Source organism: Microbacterium sp. LWO13-1.2, assembly GCF_038397725.1.
In the GTDB taxonomy this organism is placed as follows: Bacteria; Actinomycetota; Actinomycetes; order Actinomycetales; family Microbacteriaceae; genus Microbacterium.
In genome coordinates this window covers 413,418-431,700 of record NZ_CP151634.1, presented here as the reverse complement: position 1 = coordinate 431,700, position 18,283 = coordinate 413,418, and the positions used below count along the sequence as shown (strand labels likewise).

Here is an 18,283-nt window from a genome sequence, read left to right as displayed (position 1 = left end):
CAGCTTATGCGTGCGGATCGCGGATGCGAGCGGGAGCCTCGTCGATGTCCGCGCGGCGCAGCCGGTATCCCCGCAGCGTCAGCAGGCTCGCCGCCATCAACACGGCGGGAAGGATGCTGAAGCTGAGCACGATGCCCGTGATCGCGGCATCCGGCTGCTCCACCGAGGCCCCGGCGACGGTGGAGACGTAGCCGGTCGCGGCCAGCGTGAGCGAGACCGCAGACGCGCCGAGAGCGAAGCCGACCGTCTCGCCGGCCGTCCAGACGCCGGTGAACGTGCCGGCCTGGCCTGCACCGTGCGTGCGTTCGTCGTGCGAGATCACATCGGGGAGCATCGCCATCGGCAGGGCCTGCAGCCCCGCATAGGCGACTCCCGCGACCGCCACCGAGGCATAGATCCACGGTCCGGGCGCCCAGACGGCGGCGGTGGTGGATGCCGCGGCCAGTGTGAACAGCACGCTGGCGATCATGAAGGCCCGCTCTTTGCCGAGGCGTCGGGCGAAGGTCGTCCATCCGGGCGCAGCGAGCAGCGCCGGCCCGACCAGGGCGATGAACACGAAGGTCACGGCGTCCTCGGATCGCAGCACCCAGGTCGCAACGTATTGTGCGCCGGCGAGCATCGTGCCGGTGGCGAGCGCCTGCAGCAAGAACGTGCCGAGCAGCGCGCGGAACGGGATGCTGCGTCCCAGCGCGCGGAACCCGGCGAGATACTGCTCGCGGATTCCGGCCGGGGGAGCCGCAGTACGAGAAGCGCCCTTCGCGCCGGCGACCGCGGTGCGTGCGGCGATGAACATTCCCGCCCCGATGACCACGCCGGCGACGACACCCATCAAGAGATAGCCCGCGACCGGATCAGATCCCGCCCTGCGCAGGGCAGGGCCGCCCGCTCCGAACATCAGGATCGCCGCGGTGAGCACGACCACGCGCCAGCCGAGCAGCCGGCTGCGTTCGTCGTAGCTGCCGGTCAGTTCGGCGGGAAGCGCGACGTACGGCACCTGGAAGAGGCTGAACGCCGTCGCCGTCGCGAGGAATGCCAGCAGCACGCAGGTCGCGCCGGCTGCCGGACCCCACGACGGCGGGACGGCGAAGGTGAGCGCGAAGAACAGCGGGAGTGTGAGCGCGCCGGTCATCATGAATCCGCGGCGCGAGCCGGTGCGCGCCAGCTGGCGATCGGATGCCGCGCCGATGAGGGGGTCGATGATGACGTCCCAGATCTTCGCGGCGGTCACGATGAGTCCCGCGGCGAGAGCGGCGACACCGAGGTTGTCGGTGAGGAAGTACGTCAGCACCAGCCCCGGCAGGGTGGCGTAGCCTCCGGTGCCCAGCGAGCCGACCGCGTACAGCACGATCGTGCGGGGAGAGAGGCGGACGGATGCGCGCTCCGGTCGAGCGTCTGAGCTCATCGCGCCAGTGTATCGGCGCGCATGTCACAGGCGACGTCGCGGCGCGGGCCTCAGATCAGCGCGAGTTCGCGCAGTTTCGCTTCGACGTCGGCGTTCGACGGCTCGACGTGGTGCGAGGAGTCCGGGTAGACGACGACCGGGATGTTCATGCGACCGGAGATGTCCTTCGCGATGTCTGCGGCAGCAGGGTCAGCGGCGAGATCGACGTACGTGTACTCGATTCCCAGTCCGTCGAGCTGCTTCTTGGTGCGGCGGCAGTCGCCGCACCACTCGGCGCCGAACATCGTGATGGTGTCAGAAGCAGGAGAAGTCATGTATCAAGGGTAGGGCCGTTCAGCAGAGCAAGCGCTGAGAGAAAGCACGGCGCGGCCAGACATGGAACGATGGAGCCGAATATCATCCGACGGGAAGGGTGCACGTGAAGACAGCGGTCACGGTCATCGTGCCGACCTTCAACGAGCGTGACAACGTGGCCGAGCTCGTCGAGCGCACGGCGACGGCGTTGCGCGGGTGGGATGCCGAGATCCTCTTCGTCGACGACAGCGCCGATGGCACCACGGCCGAGGTCGAGCGCGTCGCCGCAGACGCGCCCCTGTCGGTGCGCGTCATCCATCGCGCGGAGAACACCGGTGGGCTCGGCGGCGCGGTCGCCGTGGGGCTGGCCGCGGCGGCATCCGACATCTGCATCGTGATGGACGGCGACCTGCAGCATCCGCCGGAACTGCTGCCTCAGTTACTGGCGCGACACGCGCAGGGCGACGCCGATGTCGTCGGCGCCTCGCGCTACGTCGGCGGCGGGGACTCCGGCGGACTCGGCACGGCGCTGCGCTTCGGGGTTTCGCGGGCGGCGACCTGGCTGACGAAGGCGATGTTCCCGCTGCGACTGGCCCGGAGCACCGACCCGATGACGGGGTTCTTCCTCGTCGACCGCAGCCGCGTCGATCTCCCCGCTCTGCGTCCGCAGGGCTTCAAGATCCTGCTCGAGATCCTGGCCCGCTCCGACCTGCGGACCGCCGAGATCCCGATGGAGTTCGGCGAGCGCCGGCACGGAACGTCCAAGGCGAGTCTGCGTCAGGGGATGACGTTCGTCGCCCACCTCACCCGCCTGCGCTTCGGAAAGATGTCGCTGTTCGCCCTGATCGGTCTCGTCGGGGCGATCGTGAACCTCGGCATCATGTGGCTGCTCACCACGGCCGGTATGGACTACATCTGGGCCGCGATCATCGGCGCCGGGACGACCATCATCGGCAACTTCATCCTGCAGGAGCGGTTCGTCTTCGCCGACATGCGCACCGGCGCCCGAGGCCTCGGCATCCGGTTCGCCACCTCCGTCACGTTCAACGGCATCGAGGCAGCGCTGCGCATCCCGTTGATGGCACTGATGGTCGAGTCCTGGCACATCTCGAGCGTGGTCGCCACAGGGATATCCCTCATCGTCGCGTTCTTCGCGCGGTTCCTGTTCCACTCCCTCGTCGTCTACGCGCCCCGCGGCCGTCGACCGGCCGGTGCCGCGGCTGAACCGCCGGTCGACACCGCGACGCAGCGGATCATCCGCGCGATCGATGCCGAGGCGATGCGGCCGGGAGAGCTGTAGACGCCACCGTGTGAATGGGCAGGCATTATTCTGTCCCGGTGACTGACATCGCAACGGCCCCGCGCTTCCGGCTGACCCGCATGCACCCGCGCGACCCCCATCAGGGACACCGCGCGGCGACGCCGCTCGAGCTCTTCTTCGACCTGGTGTTCGTCGTCGCGGTGAGCACGGCTTCGGCCCAGCTGCACCACGAGCTGTCGGCGGGACATGTCGAGAACGGGCTCGTATCGTACGGGTTCATGTTCTTCGCCATCTGGTGGGCGTGGATGAACTTCACCTGGTTCGCGAACTCGTTCTCGACCGACGACTGGCTCTACCGCATCCTCACCTTTGTGCAGATGGGTGGGGTTCTCGTGCTCGCGGCGGGAATCCCGGCCGCGTTCCATGGCGACTTCACCGTGCCGGTCATCGCCTACATCGTGATGCGCGTCGCGATGATCGTGCAGTGGCTGCGCGCCTCTCGTTCGGCAGGCAGCGCGCGCAGGGCGACGCTGTTCTATGCGGCAGGCATCACGATCGTTCAGCTCTGCTGGGTCGCATTCCTGTTCGTCCCCGCCGAGGCGAAGATCGCGGTCTTCCTCCTGTTCGTGGTCTTCGAGCTCGCGGTGCCGGTCATCGCCGAACGCCAGGGGCAGACGCCGTGGCATCCGCACCACATCACTGAGCGTTACAGCCTGTTCACGCTGATCGTCCTCGGCGAGAGTCTGCTGGCCTCGTCCAACGCGATCATCGAAGCCCTCGACGAGGTCGAGTCGCTCGGACCGCTCATCTCCATCGCGGTGCTCGCGCTCGTCGTCACCGCCTCGCTGTGGTGGATCTACTTCTGGCCGCCGCACCACCGCGCCATCACCACCCTGGCAAGCTCCATCCGCTACGGCTATACCCACTTCTTCGTTTTCGCGGCCGCAGCGGCATTCTCCGCCGGTATCGAGGTCGAGATCGATCGCCTGACGCATCACTCAAAACTCGATGCGGTCCAGGCATCCTTCACGGTCACCGTTCCGATCGCGGTGTTCCTGCTCGGCATCTGGTGGATCGCGATCCGCGAGAACGCGGATCGGGTCGTCAACACGGCGATCCCGCTCGCGGCGGTGCTGGTGCTGCTCGACCCGTTGCTGCCGACTCCGGTGGTGTTCACGGCCATCGTGCTGGTGGTCGTCGTGGTGATCCTCGTGCTGCGGCCGCCGGTGGGCGAAGAGGCGCCAGGATCTCAGCCCTGAGTATCAGAAGGATCACACCTGCGTATGCCCGGTGGTGCATACGCAGGGGCGTAGCCTGAGGTGAAGCCTTCGGCATCCGCCTTCGGCTCCTGCAGCTCCAGGGCTCCCAACTGGCAGGAGAGCATCATCTCCATCACCAAGGTCGAATCGACCTCGAACACCCTTGGCCCCGTACGCCAGACGTACGCCGGGTCAGCCGAGATCCCGCCGATGGCTCAGGCCTTCAAGCAGGTCTCGCAAGTTGTCCGTGAGACCGGCCTTCTGCGCCGAGCGACCTGGTTCTACATCGCCGTAGCCTCCGGTATCGCCGTCGCCCTCGGCGGTTTGATCACCGGCTTCATCCTGCTCGGCGACAGCTGGTTCCAGCTGCTCATCGCCGCCGGACTCGGCATCGTCCTGACGCAGATCGCATTCCTCGGACACGAGGCCGCGCACCGTCAGATCCTGACCTCGGGGCCGGCGAACTTCAAGCTCGCCCGCATCGTGATCGCCAGCATCGGCATGAGCTACTCCTGGTGGGACTCGAAGCACACCAAGCACCACGGCAACCCGAACCAGGTCGGCAAGGACCCCGACATCGAAGTCGACACGATCTCGTTCCTCGAAGAGGATGCCGCGAAGGCCAAGGGCCTGATCAAGCTGATCACCCGCAAGCAGGGCTGGTTCTTCTTCCCGCTGCTCACCCTCGAGGGGCTGAACCTCCATTACCTCGGCCTGAAATACCTGTTCACGACCAAGAACGTCAAGGGGCGCTGGATCGAGCTCAGCATCATCGCCGCACGCTTCGTGCTCATCCTCGTTCCGGTGTTCATGATGCTCCCGCTCGGAATGGCGTTCGCCTTCATGGGAGTTCAGTTCGCCGTCTTCGGCGTATACATGGGCGCCGCGTTCGCACCGAACCACAAGGGCATGCCGATCATCGATCCGAGCGCCCGACTCGACTTCTTCTCCAAGCAGGTGCGCACCTCCCGGAATGTCTCCGGTGGATGGCCCACCACTTGGCTGATGGGCGGCCTGAACTACCAGGTCGAACACCACCTCTTCCCGAACATGCCGCGCCCGCATCTGTCGAAGGCGCGCGAGATCGTCCGTGACTACTGCGCCGCGAACAACGTGCCGTACACCGAGACGACTGTCATCCAGTCGTACAAGATCGTCATCGAGTACCTGAACCGCGTGGGACTCGCCGCGGGCAGCGACCCGTTCGACTGCCCCGCAGCCGGACAGATGCGCCGGGCGTAGTCCGCTCCTCGAATCGCTGAATGGCTCGATCTCTCCGGAGATCGGGCCATTCGTGCGTTGGGGAGGCGCTACAGCAGCCCGAGCTCGAGAGCGAGGGTGACCGCACGGGTGCGGTCCGACACCTCGAGCTTCTCGAATGCGTGCAACAGGTGCGTCTTCACCGTGGCCTCGCCGATGAACAGTTCCCTGGCGATCTCAGGATTGCTGCGCCCCAGCGCGACCAGGCGCAGCACATCGAGTTCGCGGGGGCTCAACTGAGGGCGCTCAACCCTGTCGGTCCGCATCCGCGTCACCAGGGTCGCGGCGATCGAGGGAGCCAGAACGGTGTGGCCCTCCGCCACGGAGCGGATGCCGGCGACGATCTCCTCCTGCGGCGCGGCCTTCAGCAGGTAGCCGCTGGCGCCGGCTTCGATCGCACCGAGGATGTCGTCATCGCTTTCATAGGTCGTCAGGACGAGCACCCGCACGCCGGGAAGCTCCTCGGTGATCCGTGCGGTGGCCTCGGCGCCGCTGAGGCGCGGCATCCGCAGGTCCATGAGAACGACGTCGGGGCGCAGAGTGCGGACGAGTTCGACGGCTTCGAGACCGTCGGATGCCTCGCCGACGACCTCCAGGCCGTCATCGAGAGCGAGGAGGCCGACGATGCCGGAACGCACGATCGGATGGTCGTCTGCGACGATGACGCGGATCATGCTGTCCTCGCCGCGGCATCAGTCGAACTGCCCGACAGCGGCAGCCGCGTCAGCGGGATGCGCACCGTGAGCGTGGCCCCTGACTCTTCGGCATCCTGCACCTGCAACGCGCCGCCGACGAGAGCGACGCGGTCTCGCATGCCCGACAGCCCGAACCCGCGGCCGTCGTCGATCTGCGTGTCGCCGATGCCGCGGCCGTCATCGCTCACCGTGAGCACCGCCTCATCGCCGATCTCCAAGGTCAGGGATGCCGCGTGGGCCGCCGCATGCTTGCGGACGTTCGCGAGTCCTTCCTGCGCGCACCGCAGCAGCACGACCTGCACATCGCGGGGCACGACCTCGGCGGAGGCTTTCACGGATACCGGCACGCCGGTCTCCCGGCCGAAGCGCTCACCGAGCCGATGCAGCGCCTGCGCGAGGGAACCGGACGGGTCTGTCGCCGGCGACTCGACGACGACGAGAGCGCGTGCCTCACGCAGGGCGTTGCGCGCCGCCTCCTCGATGAGCAGGACCGTGTCAGCCGAGCCGTCGTGACGGGCGCGCTCCGCGAGCATGACGATGCTGGTCAGGCTCTGGGCGATCGTGTCGTGCACGTCTCTCGCCAAGCGTGTTCGTTCGGCCGTCGCGCCCGCCTCGTGGCTCGCCGCCTCGAGACGGGTCTGCGCGGCGGTGAGCTCGGCGAGCAGCCGCTGACGTTCGGAGCCCCACTCCGCGATCCGCGTGATCCAGAGTCCCAGCGCGAGACTGAATGCGCCGGACAGCCCGGAAGTCAGGAATCCGGCGATGACCAGTTCCGGGGCGAAACCGCCCCAGACCGAGTATGCGGTGCCGAGGATGAGCGCGTTCAGCACTGTCACGATGACGGACTGGAGCGTTGAACGCGAGGTCATCCAGATCAGAGGCAGCACCAGAGTCTGCAACAGGAGCATGTTCGGTTCGAGCGAGACTCCGAGCGCGAGCAGGATGACGAGGGCTGCCTGCAGCACGATGGAGGTCATCGGCGTCGGCAGGGGAGACTCGCGAATGCTGACGAAGCGACGGGCACCGAGGGCATAGACCAGGACGATGCCGCACGCGACGGTGAATAGCAGCCACGGCGATCCGGGGAAGCGGGCAGGCAGCATGGCGAAAGCGAGCAGCGTGATCACCGCGAAGAGGGCGGCAGTGGCGATGTCCCAGCCCAGGCGTTCCTTCCTGATGGTGCTGCTCATGGGAACTACTCTTCCACCCTCCGGTGCCGGTGCGCTCCGGCGATGCACGGCATCCGTCATCCGTCGCGGCGGATCCAACGGAACGTGAACCGGCTGAGCAGCAGGCCGATCACCAGCCACACGCCGAGCATGATCACGATCATCCCGAGATCCCACTGCCCGCCCGCCTCACCCGCTTTGAAGGAATCCGGCAGCAGCGACGCACGCATGCCCTGCGCGATCCACTTCAAGGGGAACACCCCTGCGACATTCTGCAGCCATTCCGGCAGCATCGTGAACGCGATGTACACACCGGAGATGAACTGCAGGAGGAGCACGATCGGGATGACCACCGCCGAGGACGTCTTGCCGGACCGGGGCACTGAGGAGAGGGCGATGCCGAGCAGGGTGCAGGTGAGGAGGCCGAGCACGAACACCCAGGCGAACCGAGCCCACGCTTCCGGGGCGGTGGGCAGTTCGACGCGATAGACGACGACCGCGACGGCGATCAGCAGTGCGATCTGCAGGATGGCGGTGACGAACACCTCGCCGATCTTGCCGATGAAGTACGTGACCGGTGAGAGCGGCATGCCTCCGAGGCGCTTCAGGGTGCCGTCGCTCTTCTCGACGGCGATCTCGATCGACAGCCCCTGCACCCCGGAGAGCAGGATGCCACCGGCGATCAGGCCGGGAAGGTAGTAGGTCGCCATGCTCACGGCATCCGCCCCCTCGCCGATGTCGCCGGTGAAGATGGTCGCGAAGATGAGGTACATCACCGTCGGGAACAGGAACGTGAAGAAGACCTGGTCGCCGGCACGGAAGTATTGGCGCAGCTCGAAGCGGATGCGGCGGGCACCGAGGCGAATCGTACGTGGCAGGCCGAAGTTCGGGGATGCGGCGGTGGGGGCGGTGATGGTCATGTTCACAACTCCTCAAGAATCGCGACCGGAGCGAAGGGGGCCAGCGTGTCCTCAGGGGTGGCGCGCAGCGGGTGGACGGTTTCTGCGGGGTCATGAACAGCGGATGCTCGGATCAACTCCAGGTAGACGTCTTCCAACGTCGGCCGGACGATCTCCAGACCTCGCGGCTCGCCGTCGCGGCGGTAGAGCTCGGCCACGAGTGCGCCGGGTGCGACGGTCTTCTCACTGTGGGCCGTGCCTGCGGGATCGATCCAGCGCACCACGGGGGTGCGCGCGTCCGGTCCGCCGATCTCGTCGATGCGCCCGATCGCGGTGATGGTGCCGCCGGTGATCACGGCCGCGCGGTCGCCGAGTTGCGCTGCTTCATCGAGGTAGTGGGTGGTGAGGAGGATGCTGGTGCCCTCCCGTTTCAGCGAGCGGATGAGATCCCAGAACTGGCGCCGCGCCGCGGGGTCGAACCCCGTCGTCGGCTCGTCGAGGAAGAGGAGCTCGGGGCGGCCGATGATTCCGAGCGCGACGTCGAGTCGACGCTGCTGCCCGCCGGAGAGCTTCGCCGCCCGTGTGCGCTGCTTCTCGTCGAGCCCGACGGCGGCGATGACCTCGTCGACGTCACGGGGGTGAGGGAAGTAACCGGCGAACTCGGTCAGCAGCTCGCGGACCGTGAAGGTGCCCGCTTCTCCGGTGGACTGTAGAACGATGCCGAGGCGAGCCTTCCAGTCCAGCCCGCCGCGCTGCGGGTCGACACCGAGCACGCGCACGTCGCCGGAGGTGCGATGCCGATAGCCCTCGAGGATCTCGATCGTGGTGGACTTGCCCGCGCCGTTCGGTCCGAGGAGCGCGAAAGTCTCACCGCGGTGGATCTCGAAGCTGATGCCGTCGACAGCCGTGAAGCCCCCGTACTCCTTGCGGAGGTCACGCACCTCGATCACGTTGTCTGTCATGACTCCAGCGTGGCTGGAGCCGCGGCGACGCGGTAGCGGTGAGGAGGCGGATTCCGGGGTCCACCGATCGGTGGACCCCGAGCATCGGAAACGACTGAGGCGCGAACGGAAATCCGTTCGCGCCTCAGTTCGAGAGGACGGTGATCAGCGTCCTGCGTGCTCCTCGTCGGCCTCGACGACCTCGATGGTGATCTTGTTGGCGACGATGGACTCGTCGTCGATCAGTTCGTCGTCGAGCGCCTCATCGCCGAGGAAAGACTCGTCGCCGACGGGCGCCTCCGGCGCGGCGTCTGCGGCGTCTTCCACTTCGGCCTCGGTCACCAGCTCCGACTCGGAATCGATCGCGTTCTTGGTGCCCTTGGCGTTCTTGGTGCTCTTGGTGCTGACGGCCACCGCCGCGGAGTCGGCAGTGGTCGGCTCGGCGGCAAGGATGCCGTCGGGGCGGATCAGCTCGCGCACCTCGGACATGAAGCTCGACAACTGCTGCTGCTGCCAGCGCAGCTGGCGGGTCCGGTCCTCGGCGTCGCGCAGCACGGTCGTGGCGTGCTCCATGACAGTGTCGACGATCTTCTGCGACTTCACGCGAGCGCGGTCGAGGGTGTCGCGGGCGCGCACATGAGTATCGGCCTCGATCGTCGCGGCCTGCGCGCGCATCAGGCGCTCGTAGTCGTCGGCCTTGCCGGAGATCCGCTGGGCGTGCTCCAGGGAGGCGGCAACCTGCTCGTTCGCGTCGGTGGTGATGCGCTCGGCGTGCGCGACCGCCTGGTTGTGCAGCACCAGGAACTCCTGCTGCGCGTCGTCCTGGCGGCGGGTGAGCGTCTCCTCGAACTCGAGAACGCGGGCGTTCATCTCGCGGACCTCGCGCTCGGCATCCGCCCGCAGTTGTGTCGTCTCGCGGGTCACCAGCGAGCGCAGTGCGGCTGCACCCTTCTCGGCCTCGGTGCGGATCGCAGTCGCTTCCTGAGCGGCCTGGGCGACCTTCTCGTCTGCGTGCGCGGCTTCGCGTTCGATCCGCGCCTCGTGCGCGGTGTACTCGGTGTCCATCTTCAGACGCACCTGGTCGGCATCGCGCTGCGCCTGCGCGGTGATCCGGGTGGCGTCGGCGTCGGCCTCGGCGCGCTGTGCGGCGACTTCTTCACGAGCGGCCGCCATCAGACGGTCGGCCTGCACAGCCGCGTTCTGGATGAGCACGTTGGCCTGCTCCTCGGCAACCCGCAGGATCGCCTCGAACTGCTGGCGCGACGGCGCTTCCTTGCCTTCCGGGCGGGGAGCGTCGACGAGCTCGGAGGTGAGCGTGCTGACCTGCTGCTCGGCCTCGGCAGCCTGGGCCTTGGCGGCGGCGATCTGCGACTCGAGAGCTTCTCGAACGGCGCTCTCCTCGGCGCGCACGGCTTCGAGCTCCGAAGTGTGGCGTTCGTTGATGTCGTTCAGATCGGCGGTGACCTGCTGCAGCTGGTGCCGCAGGCCCGAGAGCGCTGTATCGACCTCGCCCTTGTCGTATCCGCGGAAGCCCACGGTGAACGCGGACTGCTCACGGGGGTTGCTCTGAACCAGCTGGTCGAAGAAGTCGTCTCCGCGATCGCCGGTGCCGGGGGAGTCGCTCATGTGCTCAGGCCTTTCTGGGGTGGCGCATCCGCCGAACTCGGTCCGCCCGGATCATGCGGCAGGGGCGGAGCGATTTCGCGGGGCCAAGGGGATGTCGTGGGGAACGCCGCCACAATGCCCTTCCGGAAGCCGGAGAGACATGCGCCGCGCACTCAGCTTATCTTTGCGTGCTGTGATTCGGGGATGGAGTCTTGGATCGAGGTCCGGCTCCGGGAAGCGGAGGGCGAAGCTATTTCGCACTAGTGCTATATTGCAAATATGGAAGACGAAGCGACCACAGTCTTCGAGGCGCTGGCGCATCCGACCCGACGGCAGATCCTCCAGGACTTGAAAGACGGCGAGCTGGCCGCTGGCCAGATCGCCGCGCAGTTCCACGCGACGGGGCCCACCATCTCTCGTCACCTTCGCGTTCTTCGAGGTGCAGGACTGATCAGCGAGCGGCGCGACGCCAATCGCATCCTGTACTCGCTCGTCAGCGGACGCCTCGCCCTCACGGTCGGAGACTTCCTCTCCACCGTGTGCCCGGAACAGGTCGTGGTGCGCGAAGTGCGCAAGAGACGTTCGGCGAATGCCGCGAAGGGTGAGGCGATCGAATGACTGTTCTGCGAGAGGTACGGGCGCACCTTCGTCGGCGACTCCTCCTCAGTTACCGACTCGACCCGGAAGTGGCTCGCAGCCTCCTCCCCGCGCGGTTCCGCCCGCAGCTCATCAAGGGATATGCGCTCGCCGGGGTCTGCGTACTGGGAATCGAGGACGTCCGCCCGACATGGCTTCGCGGACGGTGGGGCCTGCGCTCGGAGAACGCCGCGCACCGCATGGCCGTCGAGTGGGACGACGCCGGCGAGACTCATCGCGGTGTCTACATCTTCGAACGGCACAGTTCCGCGTGGAGTCCCGTGCTGTTCGGGGGCCGCCTGTTTCCCGGTGTGCACCGAAAGGCGCGATTCACGATCGACGAGTCCGGCGACAGGTATGCGCTGACGATGGATGCGAAAGGGGAGAGCCTCGCTGCCGACGTCGAAGTCGGAGGCGAATGGCGCAGTGACTTCTTCGATACCGTCGACGACGCCTCGGAGTTCTACCGCGCCGGACGCATCGGGTGGTCGCGCCGGCAGGACGGTGTGACCCTGGAGCCGGTGGTGCTCGCATCCGAGGAGTGGTCCGTGGAAGGGGCCAGAATGCGCAGCCTGCGCTCGTCGTTCTTCGACGCGTTGCCGCCTGGTGCGGCGGTGTTCGACAGCGTCGTCGTCATGCGGAATCTGCCGCTCACACTTTCGGCGCCGCGGCTCGGCTGATCAGTCGAGTCGGAAGACCTGACCGGTCTGCACTCCGTCGACCGACTTCGTGAACGCCTGGCCGACGGCGACGGAGGAGACCGGGATGAATCCGGGGAAGGCAGCGTGGTAACCGGTGGATTCCTCGAGAACCGTGGGGCTGACGGCGTTGACGCGGATGCCACGGGGCAGTTCCGTCGCCGCGGCGAGCACGAACGATTCCACGGCGCCGTTCGCCATCGAGGCGGCAGCGCCGGTGGCGATGGGTTCGCGTGCCAGGATGCCGGTGGTGAGCGTGAAAGAACCGCCGTCGGCGACGTAGGGCGTTCCGATCCGGACGACGTCGATCTGGGAGAGGACCTTGCCCTCGAAGGCGCTCCGGTAGTCGTCGGGTCCCAGTTCCGCGAGCGGCTCGAAGGGGACTGACCCCGCGGCGACGACGACGGCATCGACCTCGCCGACGGCTTCGAACAGCGCCGTGATCGAGGCGGCATCCGTGACGTCCACGCGCGGTGAGGTGGAGCGCCCGACCGGGATGACGGTGTGACGGGCCTCGAGAGCGCGTGTCGCGGCGGCGCCGACGTGTCCACTTGCGCCGATCAGCAGAATTCTCATATGGTCCTCACCTCGGTGGCCGTTGTGCCTTCGACTGCAACCGGAGTCGTTGCGGACCTATTCCGTGCCCGGGCGACTGGCGGCTTCACTGCGAGGTGAAGTGGTCGAGGACCAGTTCTCCGGTCGCATTGAGCGCACCCATCATCTCGGTGATGCGGTGCGCATCGATGGGCGGGGCCTCGGCGTCATCGAATCCGAACTGCAGCGGGATAGCCGGGTGGATCCACACGGTCGCTCGAGCGTCGGGTCCTTGGCCGATCGGGCGCCACGTCATCATGAAGCTCTCCTGGCGTCGAAGCTTCGTGGCGATGATGATCTTGAGATGTGCCAGCGTCGCGTCCTCGATGAGGATCGGATCCGACGTGCCGTCGTACTTGAGTCTGCCCATGAGAGAACCGTAAGTCCTCCGTGCCGTTCCCGTCTCATCGGGTCTGACACTTGCCTGTCAAAGATGCAACCCCCCTTACTTCCTCAAGCCTCCAGGGGTAGCGTTCGCCAGATGGACGAGGTGCAGACGATGGTGCGAACCCAGGTCGCCGTCAACGGTGGCAGCTTCTTCCTCGCGCAGGGGCAGAACGTCGACGAGCTCAAAGGGCTGATCGAGGAAGCCGTTCGTACCGGCGGAAGATTCGTCGACTTCACCGTCATGGGCAATCGTGTCGTGAGCGTGCTCATCTCGGCGGGCAGTCAAGTGGTGATCTCCGTCGAGACCGTTCAGTTCGATACCGACGACGACGGAGACGATGCTTTCCCGTTCGGCGGCATGTTCGACCTGCTCTGAGTGAACCTATACGTGCCGCAGCGCCTTGGGCGTGTAGTAGATCACTTCGCCGTCGGCGTCCTCGACCCCGAAGATGAACTGCCCAGAAGGCGTGGCGCAGATGTCGATGATGATCCCGCGAGAGCGGGTTGTGAAGACCTCGTCGCCGGGCTTGAAAGTCGTTCTCGTCATGACCAGACGGTACACCGGCGAAGCCTGAGACCGGCTGCGTCAGCTGTCAGCGGTGTGATCGGAATGCAGGCGGATTCGCCCGCGCAAGAAGGGCAGGGCCGGCGCCCGATATACGAGGGCCGGCGCGTCATGGGGTTCGAGTGCGAATTCGGCCTCGCCGAAGCGCCAGAGGCGGTTGAAGAGGAACACGCCCAGAGTGACTGTTCGGTCGGACGGAACCTGCCAGGTGCCAAGGCCCCATTGCGTCGGCTGACCGCGCCCCTCGATGACGAGGGTCGGCCGGACCCCGGCGTACAGCGCGAACCAGGGCTTGACGAGAGTCAGCTCGATGCGGCGAGAGGAGAGAAGGGCGTCAGCGCTCATGGGTGACTCGATTCTCTGTGGCCGGTCCAGGGAAAAGCAAAACCCCCGCCATGTAGAAGCTAGGCGAGGGTTTCTAAGGTGATTGTAATGATCACCCTGTGGCTCCGACGGGCGTCGATCCCGTGACCTCTCGATTTTCAGTCGAACGCTCTACCAACTGAGCTACAGAGCCGCGCGACCGGCGAACCTGTCGCGTCCTAGACGAAGAGCCTCCTCGAAAGAAGGCTCAACGCGTGGAGCGACCCTGACGGGACTTGAACCCGCGACCTCCGCCGTGACAGGGCGGCACGCTAACCAACTGCGCTACAGGGCCATACTTGTATTCAATTATATCGGATGAGTGACCCCAACGGGATTCGAACCCGTGCTACCGCCGTGAAAGGGCGGCGTCCTAGGCCGCTAAACGATGGGGCCGTTGTGCTTCCCGGGGGAGCACTCCTTGCCGACGCTCAAGCATAAACGACGATCGAGGCAAAACGCGAATCGAGGGCGAGCCTGCCCCCGGAGAGCCATGAAACGGAGGACGATGGAACCGTCACCGTGCCAACTCTCTAACATGCAGCCCTGGTGTGGATGTGGTTGTTGTTGTTAGTGTGACATGTGTGAATCCGGCGAAAGGGGCCGCGTGAACGACAAGACCACGCTGGATGCTGCTGCTGCGGCATCCTCTGAATGCGGGTGCGCGCCGACATCCGTGGAGCGCAAAGCGTTCTGGAACCGCGGCTCGATCAGCCGCCGCGGCGTTCTTGGCCTCGGTGCTCTCAGCGTCGTCGCGCTCAGCGCGTTCGGCGTCTCGTCCGGTGTGTCCGCCGCCAACGCTGCGTCGTACCCCAGCTGGGACGACGTGCAGGCGGCCATGCAGAACGAGGGAGCCAAGGCTGCCGAGATCACCCGCATCGAAGGCCTGATCCAGTCCCTGACGCAGAAGGTCGCGGACGCCCAGGCAGCCGCGAAGCTCGCAGGCGAGGAGTTCTACGCCGCACAGCAGGCGTTCTTCCAGGCCGTCACCGATGCCGAAGAACTGCAGTCGAAGGCCGACGAGCAGGCCGGCATCGCCGATGATTCCGCCCGCAAGGCCGGCCAGGTCGCGGCTCAGCTCTACCGCAACGGCGGCGACGACACGTCGCTCGAACTCTTCTTCGCCGGCTCTGCCGCGAACGCCGACGAACTGCTCACGCGCCTCGGCACGATGGACAAGCTGCTGCAGTACAACCAGTCCATCTACGACGACGCTGTTGCCGCACGCAACTCGGCGCAGTCGCTCAGCGACCAGGCCGTCGTCGCGCGCACCGAGCGTGACCGCCTGCAACAGATCGCCGAGCAGAAGATGGTCGCGGCCCAGCAGGCGGCTCAGGCTGCTCAGGCCGCGCTCGACGAGCAGGCCGCGAACCTCAACACCCTGCAGGGGCAGCTCGCTGCGCTGAAGGATGCCACGGCCACCACGGTCGCCGGCTACCAGGCCGGTGTCGCGGCGCGTGAAGAGGAAGAACGACAGCGTCGAGAGCGCGAGGCCGCGGAGGCTGCGGCCGGCGGTGGCGGCGGAAACGGTGGAGGCGGCGGAGGCGGAGGCACTCCTTCCTCCAGCGGCTGGGTTCGCCCGCATGGCGGAGGGAAGTCCTCCGGGTACGGTCCCCGTGAGTCGCAGTGCGGGTCGAACGGGTGCTCGTCGAGCTTCCACCGAGGTGTCGACCTGGCCAACGGCTGTGGCGCCCCCATCTACGCGGCATACTCCGGCACGGTCGATGCGGCCTTCTGGAACGACGGCTACGGCCGCTACATACGGATCCAGCACGGCGGCGGCATCGCCACCGGGTACGCGCACATCAACGAGTTCGCCGTGGGCTACGGGCAGTGGGTGGAGGCCGGGCAGGTCATCGCGTACGCCGGCAACACCGGTGGTTCCTTCGGATGCCACCTGCACTTCGAGGTCTACATCGACGGCTACCCCAACAACCCCGAGTGGTTCATGGGCGACCGCGGCGTCTACTTCTGAGCATCCGCCCGAAGAATTCCGAAAGAAAGACCCCCGGCCGCTGAGCGGACCGGGGGTCTTCTTCTGTCGCGAAGGGTCAGTGACCCTGCTCGCCGAACCGCACGATCGCCTCGTCGAGGATGCGCTGCGCCTCAGCGGCGTCGCCCCACGCGTCGACCTTGACCCACTTGTTGGGCTCGAGGTCCTTGTAGTGCTCGAAGAAGTGCTCGATCTCCTTCTTGGTGAACTCGGCGACGTCGCCGATGTCCTGGATGTGCGCCCAGCGCGGATCCTTGGACAGCACGGCCACGAGCTTGTCGTCTCCGCCGGCCTCGTCGCTCATCTTCAGCACGGCGACGGGGCGGACCTCGACGACGACGCCCGGGTAGATGGCGTGGTCGAGCAGCACCAGCACGTCGAGCGGGTCGCCGTCCTCGCCGAGGGTGTTGTCGAAGTAGCCGTAGTCGGCGGGGTAGCCGAAGGTCGTGTAGAGCACACGGTCGAGGTGGACTCGTCCGGTCTCGTGGTCGACCTCGTACTTCACGCGGCTGCCGCGCGGGATCTCGATGACGGCGTCGTGTGCGCCCATGCGTGTGCTCCTCAGAAAGACGGTTGGATGCCGCCGACCAGCCTACCTGGGCAGCCGCGTCAGAATCCTGGTGACGGGTCCGGTCAGTGCGATCAGCAGGAGGGCGTAGTACCCGATCGGATGCACCCAGGCGGCGATCGGCATGGCGATGGCGAACAGGATGATCGCCGCGACGTCTCCGAGTGCGCCGTGACGCAGCTCGCCGGCGGGGAAGTCATGAAGCTCCGGATGCCGCAGCAGATAGAGCTTCGCCGCGAGCGTCGTGACCTGGGTCAGGATCAGCGTGCCGATGTAGAGCACGGTCTGCAGGGCGTCGCCCTCCATCTGACCGAGCATCGCCGTCGGCACCGGAAGCCACACGATCGTCAGCATCCAGCCGGCGTTGATCCACAGCAGCGGACCGGTCATGCCCTCGACGCGCGAGTACATGCGGTGGTGCTCCATCCAGAACGCGGCGATGAGGACGAAGCTCAATCCGAAGCTCAGCAGCTGCCCGCTGTGCTCAGCGAGGAATTCCGCCGTGCCGAGTCCTTCGTTCGCCGCTTCGGACACCGATTCCAGCAGCGGCAGGATGAGCAGCGTCATCGCGATCGCGACCACCGCGTCGACGAACGCCTTGAACCGCTCGGCTTTGAGCGGATGGGGCGTTCTCTCGTCGGTCACGCGCTCAGAGTATGACGGCGGATGCGAAACGCGCCACCCCGGAGGAGTGCACGGCGCCTTCAGTACTCAAGAGGCGCGAGGCCCAGCAGCGCGTCGTGCACGGCGGCCGTGCGGCGACGCAGTGCGTCTGCCACCGCGGCGACGGCGGGTTGACGCAGCGAGTCGGGTCGCAACACCATCCAGTAGGGCAGGCGTTCGGCGAAGTCTTCGGGCAGCAGCCGCACCAGATCAGGGTGTCGGCCCGCCATGAAGCACGGCAGGAAGCCGATGCCTGCTCCGGCGCGGGTGGCTTCGACATGGACGAAGACATTCGTCGAGCTGAGCGAATCCAGCATCCCGGGAACCAGTCGCCGCGGCGCGTCGAGGTCGTCGACCTGCAGCATGGAATCGACGAAGTACACCAGGGGGTGCGTGCTCAGATCCGCGATGCCGGCCGGAGTGCCGAATTCGTCGAGGTAGTCGCGCGAGGCGTACATCCCCAGCGTGTAATCGCCGAGCCGGATCGCCTCGGCTCTGTGCACCTGCGGCTCGCCGACCACGACCTCCAGATCAAGCCCAGAGCGGTGCTGCAGGGCGCGCCGGGTGACGTTGACGATCTCGACGCTGAGCCTCGGGTGCCTCCGTCGCAGGTGCGCCACCGCCGGTGCGACGATGAACGCGCTGAACCCGTCGGTGGCGGAGATGCGCACGACGCCGGCGATCTGATCGGCCTCGTCATCGCCCTCGTGGATGGTGGCGACCGCGGTCTCGACGTCTTCGGCGGCGCGAACGGCGCGGCGGCCGAGGTCGGTCAGCTCCCAACCGCCGGGGGTGCGCGCCAGCGTGCGTCCGCCGAGCGACATCTCCAGCGCGGCGATCCGGCGCGACACGGTGGTGTGGTTCAGACCCAGGCTCTCGGCCGCGGTGGTGAACCGTCCGGTGCGCGCCACGGCGAGAAGGATCAGGAGGTCGTCGGGGTTCGCGGCGACGGTGCCACGAGTCGGGATATTCATATCTGCAATTGTGCACACGATCTCTGCTCGACTGGTCATTGATGCACACTGCCGCGC

At 66.7% G+C, this 18,283-nt stretch carries 21 protein-coding genes and 3 tRNA genes; 7 read left to right on the top strand and 17 right to left on the bottom strand.

Annotated features, from left to right (window positions below):
* Positions 1–4: 4 nt before the first annotated feature.
* Together MRBLWO13_RS02105 and MRBLWO13_RS02100 are read right to left on the bottom strand one after the other, a co-directional pair.
* On the bottom strand, positions 5–1,402 hold the full coding sequence (locus tag MRBLWO13_RS02105; RefSeq protein WP_341976130.1) for an MFS transporter: 1,398 nt from the start codon (positions 1,400–1,402) through the stop codon (positions 5–7).
* Between the two features lie 50 nt (positions 1,403–1,452).
* A complete protein-coding gene (locus tag MRBLWO13_RS02100; protein ID WP_341976129.1) occupies positions 1,453–1,716 on the bottom strand; it encodes a glutaredoxin domain-containing protein in 264 nt (87 codons plus the stop codon).
* Positions 1,717–1,820: 104 nt separating this feature from the next.
* On the opposite strand from MRBLWO13_RS02100, the gene MRBLWO13_RS02095 reads away from it, so the two are divergent.
* The 3 genes from MRBLWO13_RS02095 to MRBLWO13_RS02085 all read left to right on the top strand — a co-directional run bounded on the left by MRBLWO13_RS02095 (position 1,821) and on the right by MRBLWO13_RS02085 (position 5,458).
* Positions 1,821–2,996, top strand: coding sequence for a glycosyltransferase (locus MRBLWO13_RS02095; protein ID WP_341976128.1), 1,176 nt, complete (start codon positions 1,821–1,823; stop codon positions 2,994–2,996).
* Positions 2,997–3,076: 80 nt separating this feature from the next.
* Entirely contained in the window at positions 3,077–4,216 is a 1,140-nt protein-coding gene (locus MRBLWO13_RS02090) for a low temperature requirement protein A (protein ID WP_341978262.1), read from the top strand.
* A 123-nt stretch (positions 4,217–4,339) separates the two neighbouring features.
* Positions 4,340–5,458: an acyl-CoA desaturase gene (locus MRBLWO13_RS02085; RefSeq protein ID WP_341978260.1), complete on the top strand. Its 1,119-nt coding sequence runs from the start codon at positions 4,340–4,342 to the stop codon at positions 5,456–5,458.
* Positions 5,459–5,526: 68 nt separating this feature from the next.
* On the opposite strand, the gene MRBLWO13_RS02080 is transcribed toward MRBLWO13_RS02085, so the two are convergent.
* The 5 genes from MRBLWO13_RS02080 to MRBLWO13_RS02060 all read right to left on the bottom strand — a co-directional run bounded on the left by MRBLWO13_RS02080 (position 5,527) and on the right by MRBLWO13_RS02060 (position 10,806).
* Complete coding sequence (locus MRBLWO13_RS02080; protein WP_341976127.1) at positions 5,527–6,150, bottom strand: response regulator transcription factor; 624 nt, start codon at positions 6,148–6,150, stop codon at positions 5,527–5,529.
* A complete protein-coding gene (locus MRBLWO13_RS02075; protein WP_341976126.1) occupies positions 6,147–7,361 on the bottom strand; it encodes a sensor histidine kinase in 1,215 nt (404 codons plus the stop codon). The genes MRBLWO13_RS02080 and MRBLWO13_RS02075 overlap by 4 nt, the downstream gene beginning before the upstream one ends.
* Before the next feature lie 56 nt (positions 7,362–7,417).
* Positions 7,418–8,260, bottom strand: coding sequence for an ABC transporter permease (locus tag MRBLWO13_RS02070; RefSeq protein WP_341976125.1), 843 nt, complete (start codon positions 8,258–8,260; stop codon positions 7,418–7,420).
* Between the two features lie 2 nt (positions 8,261–8,262).
* Complete coding sequence (locus MRBLWO13_RS02065) at positions 8,263–9,201, bottom strand: ABC transporter ATP-binding protein (RefSeq protein ID WP_341976124.1); 939 nt, start codon at positions 9,199–9,201, stop codon at positions 8,263–8,265.
* A gap of 144 nt (positions 9,202–9,345) precedes the next feature.
* On the bottom strand, positions 9,346–10,806 hold the full coding sequence (locus MRBLWO13_RS02060) for a cell division initiation protein (RefSeq protein WP_341976123.1): 1,461 nt from the start codon (positions 10,804–10,806) through the stop codon (positions 9,346–9,348).
* A gap of 258 nt (positions 10,807–11,064) precedes the next feature.
* Here MRBLWO13_RS02060 and MRBLWO13_RS02055 point away from each other — a divergent pair, with 258 nt between their 5' ends.
* Together MRBLWO13_RS02055 and MRBLWO13_RS02050 are read left to right on the top strand one after the other, a co-directional pair.
* Complete coding sequence (locus MRBLWO13_RS02055; RefSeq protein WP_341976122.1) at positions 11,065–11,403, top strand: metalloregulator ArsR/SmtB family transcription factor; 339 nt, start codon at positions 11,065–11,067, stop codon at positions 11,401–11,403.
* Positions 11,400–12,101, top strand: coding sequence for a DUF2071 domain-containing protein (locus MRBLWO13_RS02050; RefSeq protein ID WP_341976121.1), 702 nt, complete (start codon positions 11,400–11,402; stop codon positions 12,099–12,101). The genes MRBLWO13_RS02055 and MRBLWO13_RS02050 overlap by 4 nt, the downstream gene beginning before the upstream one ends.
* On the opposite strand, the gene MRBLWO13_RS02045 is transcribed toward MRBLWO13_RS02050, so the two are convergent.
* Together MRBLWO13_RS02045 and MRBLWO13_RS02040 are read right to left on the bottom strand one after the other, a co-directional pair.
* Positions 12,102–12,695, bottom strand: a complete 594-nt coding sequence (locus MRBLWO13_RS02045; RefSeq protein ID WP_341976120.1) for a short chain dehydrogenase — start codon at positions 12,693–12,695, stop codon at positions 12,102–12,104. It abuts the gene before it with no gap.
* Between the two features lie 85 nt (positions 12,696–12,780).
* Entirely contained in the window at positions 12,781–13,083 is a 303-nt protein-coding gene (locus MRBLWO13_RS02040) for a hypothetical protein (RefSeq protein WP_341976118.1), read from the bottom strand.
* Positions 13,084–13,194: 111 nt separating this feature from the next.
* Here MRBLWO13_RS02040 and MRBLWO13_RS02035 point away from each other — a divergent pair, with 111 nt between their 5' ends.
* Positions 13,195–13,476, top strand: coding sequence for a hypothetical protein (locus tag MRBLWO13_RS02035; RefSeq protein WP_341976117.1), 282 nt, complete (start codon positions 13,195–13,197; stop codon positions 13,474–13,476).
* A gap of 6 nt (positions 13,477–13,482) precedes the next feature.
* On the opposite strand, the gene MRBLWO13_RS02030 is transcribed toward MRBLWO13_RS02035, so the two are convergent.
* From MRBLWO13_RS02030 to MRBLWO13_RS02010, 5 genes are all read right to left on the bottom strand, one after another.
* Positions 13,483–13,647: a hypothetical protein gene (locus MRBLWO13_RS02030; RefSeq protein ID WP_341976114.1), complete on the bottom strand. Its 165-nt coding sequence runs from the start codon at positions 13,645–13,647 to the stop codon at positions 13,483–13,485.
* A 39-nt stretch (positions 13,648–13,686) separates the two neighbouring features.
* Positions 13,687–14,010, bottom strand: coding sequence for a hypothetical protein (locus MRBLWO13_RS02025; protein ID WP_341976113.1), 324 nt, complete (start codon positions 14,008–14,010; stop codon positions 13,687–13,689).
* A 99-nt stretch (positions 14,011–14,109) separates the two neighbouring features.
* A tRNA-Phe gene (locus MRBLWO13_RS02020) sits at positions 14,110–14,182 on the bottom strand.
* 67 nt (positions 14,183–14,249) lie between these two features.
* A tRNA-Asp gene (locus tag MRBLWO13_RS02015) sits at positions 14,250–14,323 on the bottom strand.
* Between the two features lie 28 nt (positions 14,324–14,351).
* Positions 14,352–14,424 (bottom strand) — tRNA-Glu (locus tag MRBLWO13_RS02010).
* A 211-nt stretch (positions 14,425–14,635) separates the two neighbouring features.
* On the opposite strand from MRBLWO13_RS02010, the gene MRBLWO13_RS02005 reads away from it, so the two are divergent.
* On the top strand, positions 14,636–16,003 hold the full coding sequence (locus MRBLWO13_RS02005; protein ID WP_341976111.1) for a M23 family metallopeptidase: 1,368 nt from the start codon (positions 14,636–14,638) through the stop codon (positions 16,001–16,003).
* 76 nt (positions 16,004–16,079) lie between these two features.
* Here MRBLWO13_RS02005 and MRBLWO13_RS02000 read toward each other — a convergent pair whose 3' ends face one another.
* Genes MRBLWO13_RS02000 through MRBLWO13_RS01990 form a run of 3 tightly spaced genes read right to left on the bottom strand, consistent with a single transcriptional unit; the run spans position 16,080 to position 18,226 of the window.
* A complete protein-coding gene (locus MRBLWO13_RS02000; RefSeq protein ID WP_042536967.1) occupies positions 16,080–16,571 on the bottom strand; it encodes an inorganic diphosphatase in 492 nt (163 codons plus the stop codon).
* Positions 16,572–16,613: 42 nt separating this feature from the next.
* Complete coding sequence (locus MRBLWO13_RS01995; protein ID WP_341976108.1) at positions 16,614–17,234, bottom strand: TMEM175 family protein; 621 nt, start codon at positions 17,232–17,234, stop codon at positions 16,614–16,616.
* Positions 17,235–17,293: 59 nt separating this feature from the next.
* On the bottom strand, positions 17,294–18,226 hold the full coding sequence (locus MRBLWO13_RS01990) for a LysR family transcriptional regulator (RefSeq protein ID WP_341976106.1): 933 nt from the start codon (positions 18,224–18,226) through the stop codon (positions 17,294–17,296).
* Positions 18,227–18,283: the final 57 nt, after the last annotated feature.

Excerpts from the sequence above, each read along its gene's own strand:
- MRBLWO13_RS02030 (WP_341976114.1), bottom strand. The coding sequence starts at position 13,647 with ATGACGAGAACGACTTTCAAGCCCGGCGACGAGGTCTTCACAACCCGC.
- MRBLWO13_RS02000 (WP_042536967.1), bottom strand. The coding sequence starts at position 16,571 with ATGGGCGCACACGACGCCGTCATCGAGATCCCGCGCGGCAGCCGCGTG.
- MRBLWO13_RS01990 (WP_341976106.1), bottom strand. The coding sequence starts at position 18,226 with ATGAATATCCCGACTCGTGGCACCGTCGCCGCGAACCCCGACGACCTC.
- MRBLWO13_RS02090 (WP_341978262.1), top strand. The coding sequence starts at position 3,077 with ATGCACCCGCGCGACCCCCATCAGGGACACCGCGCGGCGACGCCGCTC.
- MRBLWO13_RS02045 (WP_341976120.1), bottom strand. The coding sequence starts at position 12,695 with ATGAGAATTCTGCTGATCGGCGCAAGTGGACACGTCGGCGCCGCCGCG.
- MRBLWO13_RS02025 (WP_341976113.1), bottom strand. The coding sequence starts at position 14,010 with ATGAGCGCTGACGCCCTTCTCTCCTCTCGCCGCATCGAGCTGACTCTC.
- MRBLWO13_RS02075 (WP_341976126.1), bottom strand. The coding sequence starts at position 7,361 with ATGAGCAGCACCATCAGGAAGGAACGCCTGGGCTGGGACATCGCCACT.
- MRBLWO13_RS02040 (WP_341976118.1), bottom strand. The coding sequence starts at position 13,083 with ATGGGCAGACTCAAGTACGACGGCACGTCGGATCCGATCCTCATCGAG.
- MRBLWO13_RS02100 (WP_341976129.1), bottom strand. The coding sequence starts at position 1,716 with ATGACTTCTCCTGCTTCTGACACCATCACGATGTTCGGCGCCGAGTGG.
- MRBLWO13_RS02035 (WP_341976117.1), top strand. The coding sequence starts at position 13,195 with ATGGACGAGGTGCAGACGATGGTGCGAACCCAGGTCGCCGTCAACGGT.
- MRBLWO13_RS02060 (WP_341976123.1), bottom strand. The coding sequence starts at position 10,806 with ATGAGCGACTCCCCCGGCACCGGCGATCGCGGAGACGACTTCTTCGAC.
- MRBLWO13_RS02070 (WP_341976125.1), bottom strand. The coding sequence starts at position 8,260 with ATGACCATCACCGCCCCCACCGCCGCATCCCCGAACTTCGGCCTGCCA.
- MRBLWO13_RS02105 (WP_341976130.1), bottom strand. The coding sequence starts at position 1,402 with ATGAGCTCAGACGCTCGACCGGAGCGCGCATCCGTCCGCCTCTCTCCC.
- MRBLWO13_RS02050 (WP_341976121.1), top strand. The coding sequence starts at position 11,400 with ATGACTGTTCTGCGAGAGGTACGGGCGCACCTTCGTCGGCGACTCCTC.
- MRBLWO13_RS02065 (WP_341976124.1), bottom strand. The coding sequence starts at position 9,201 with ATGACAGACAACGTGATCGAGGTGCGTGACCTCCGCAAGGAGTACGGG.
- MRBLWO13_RS02055 (WP_341976122.1), top strand. The coding sequence starts at position 11,065 with ATGGAAGACGAAGCGACCACAGTCTTCGAGGCGCTGGCGCATCCGACC.
- MRBLWO13_RS02080 (WP_341976127.1), bottom strand. The coding sequence starts at position 6,150 with ATGATCCGCGTCATCGTCGCAGACGACCATCCGATCGTGCGTTCCGGC.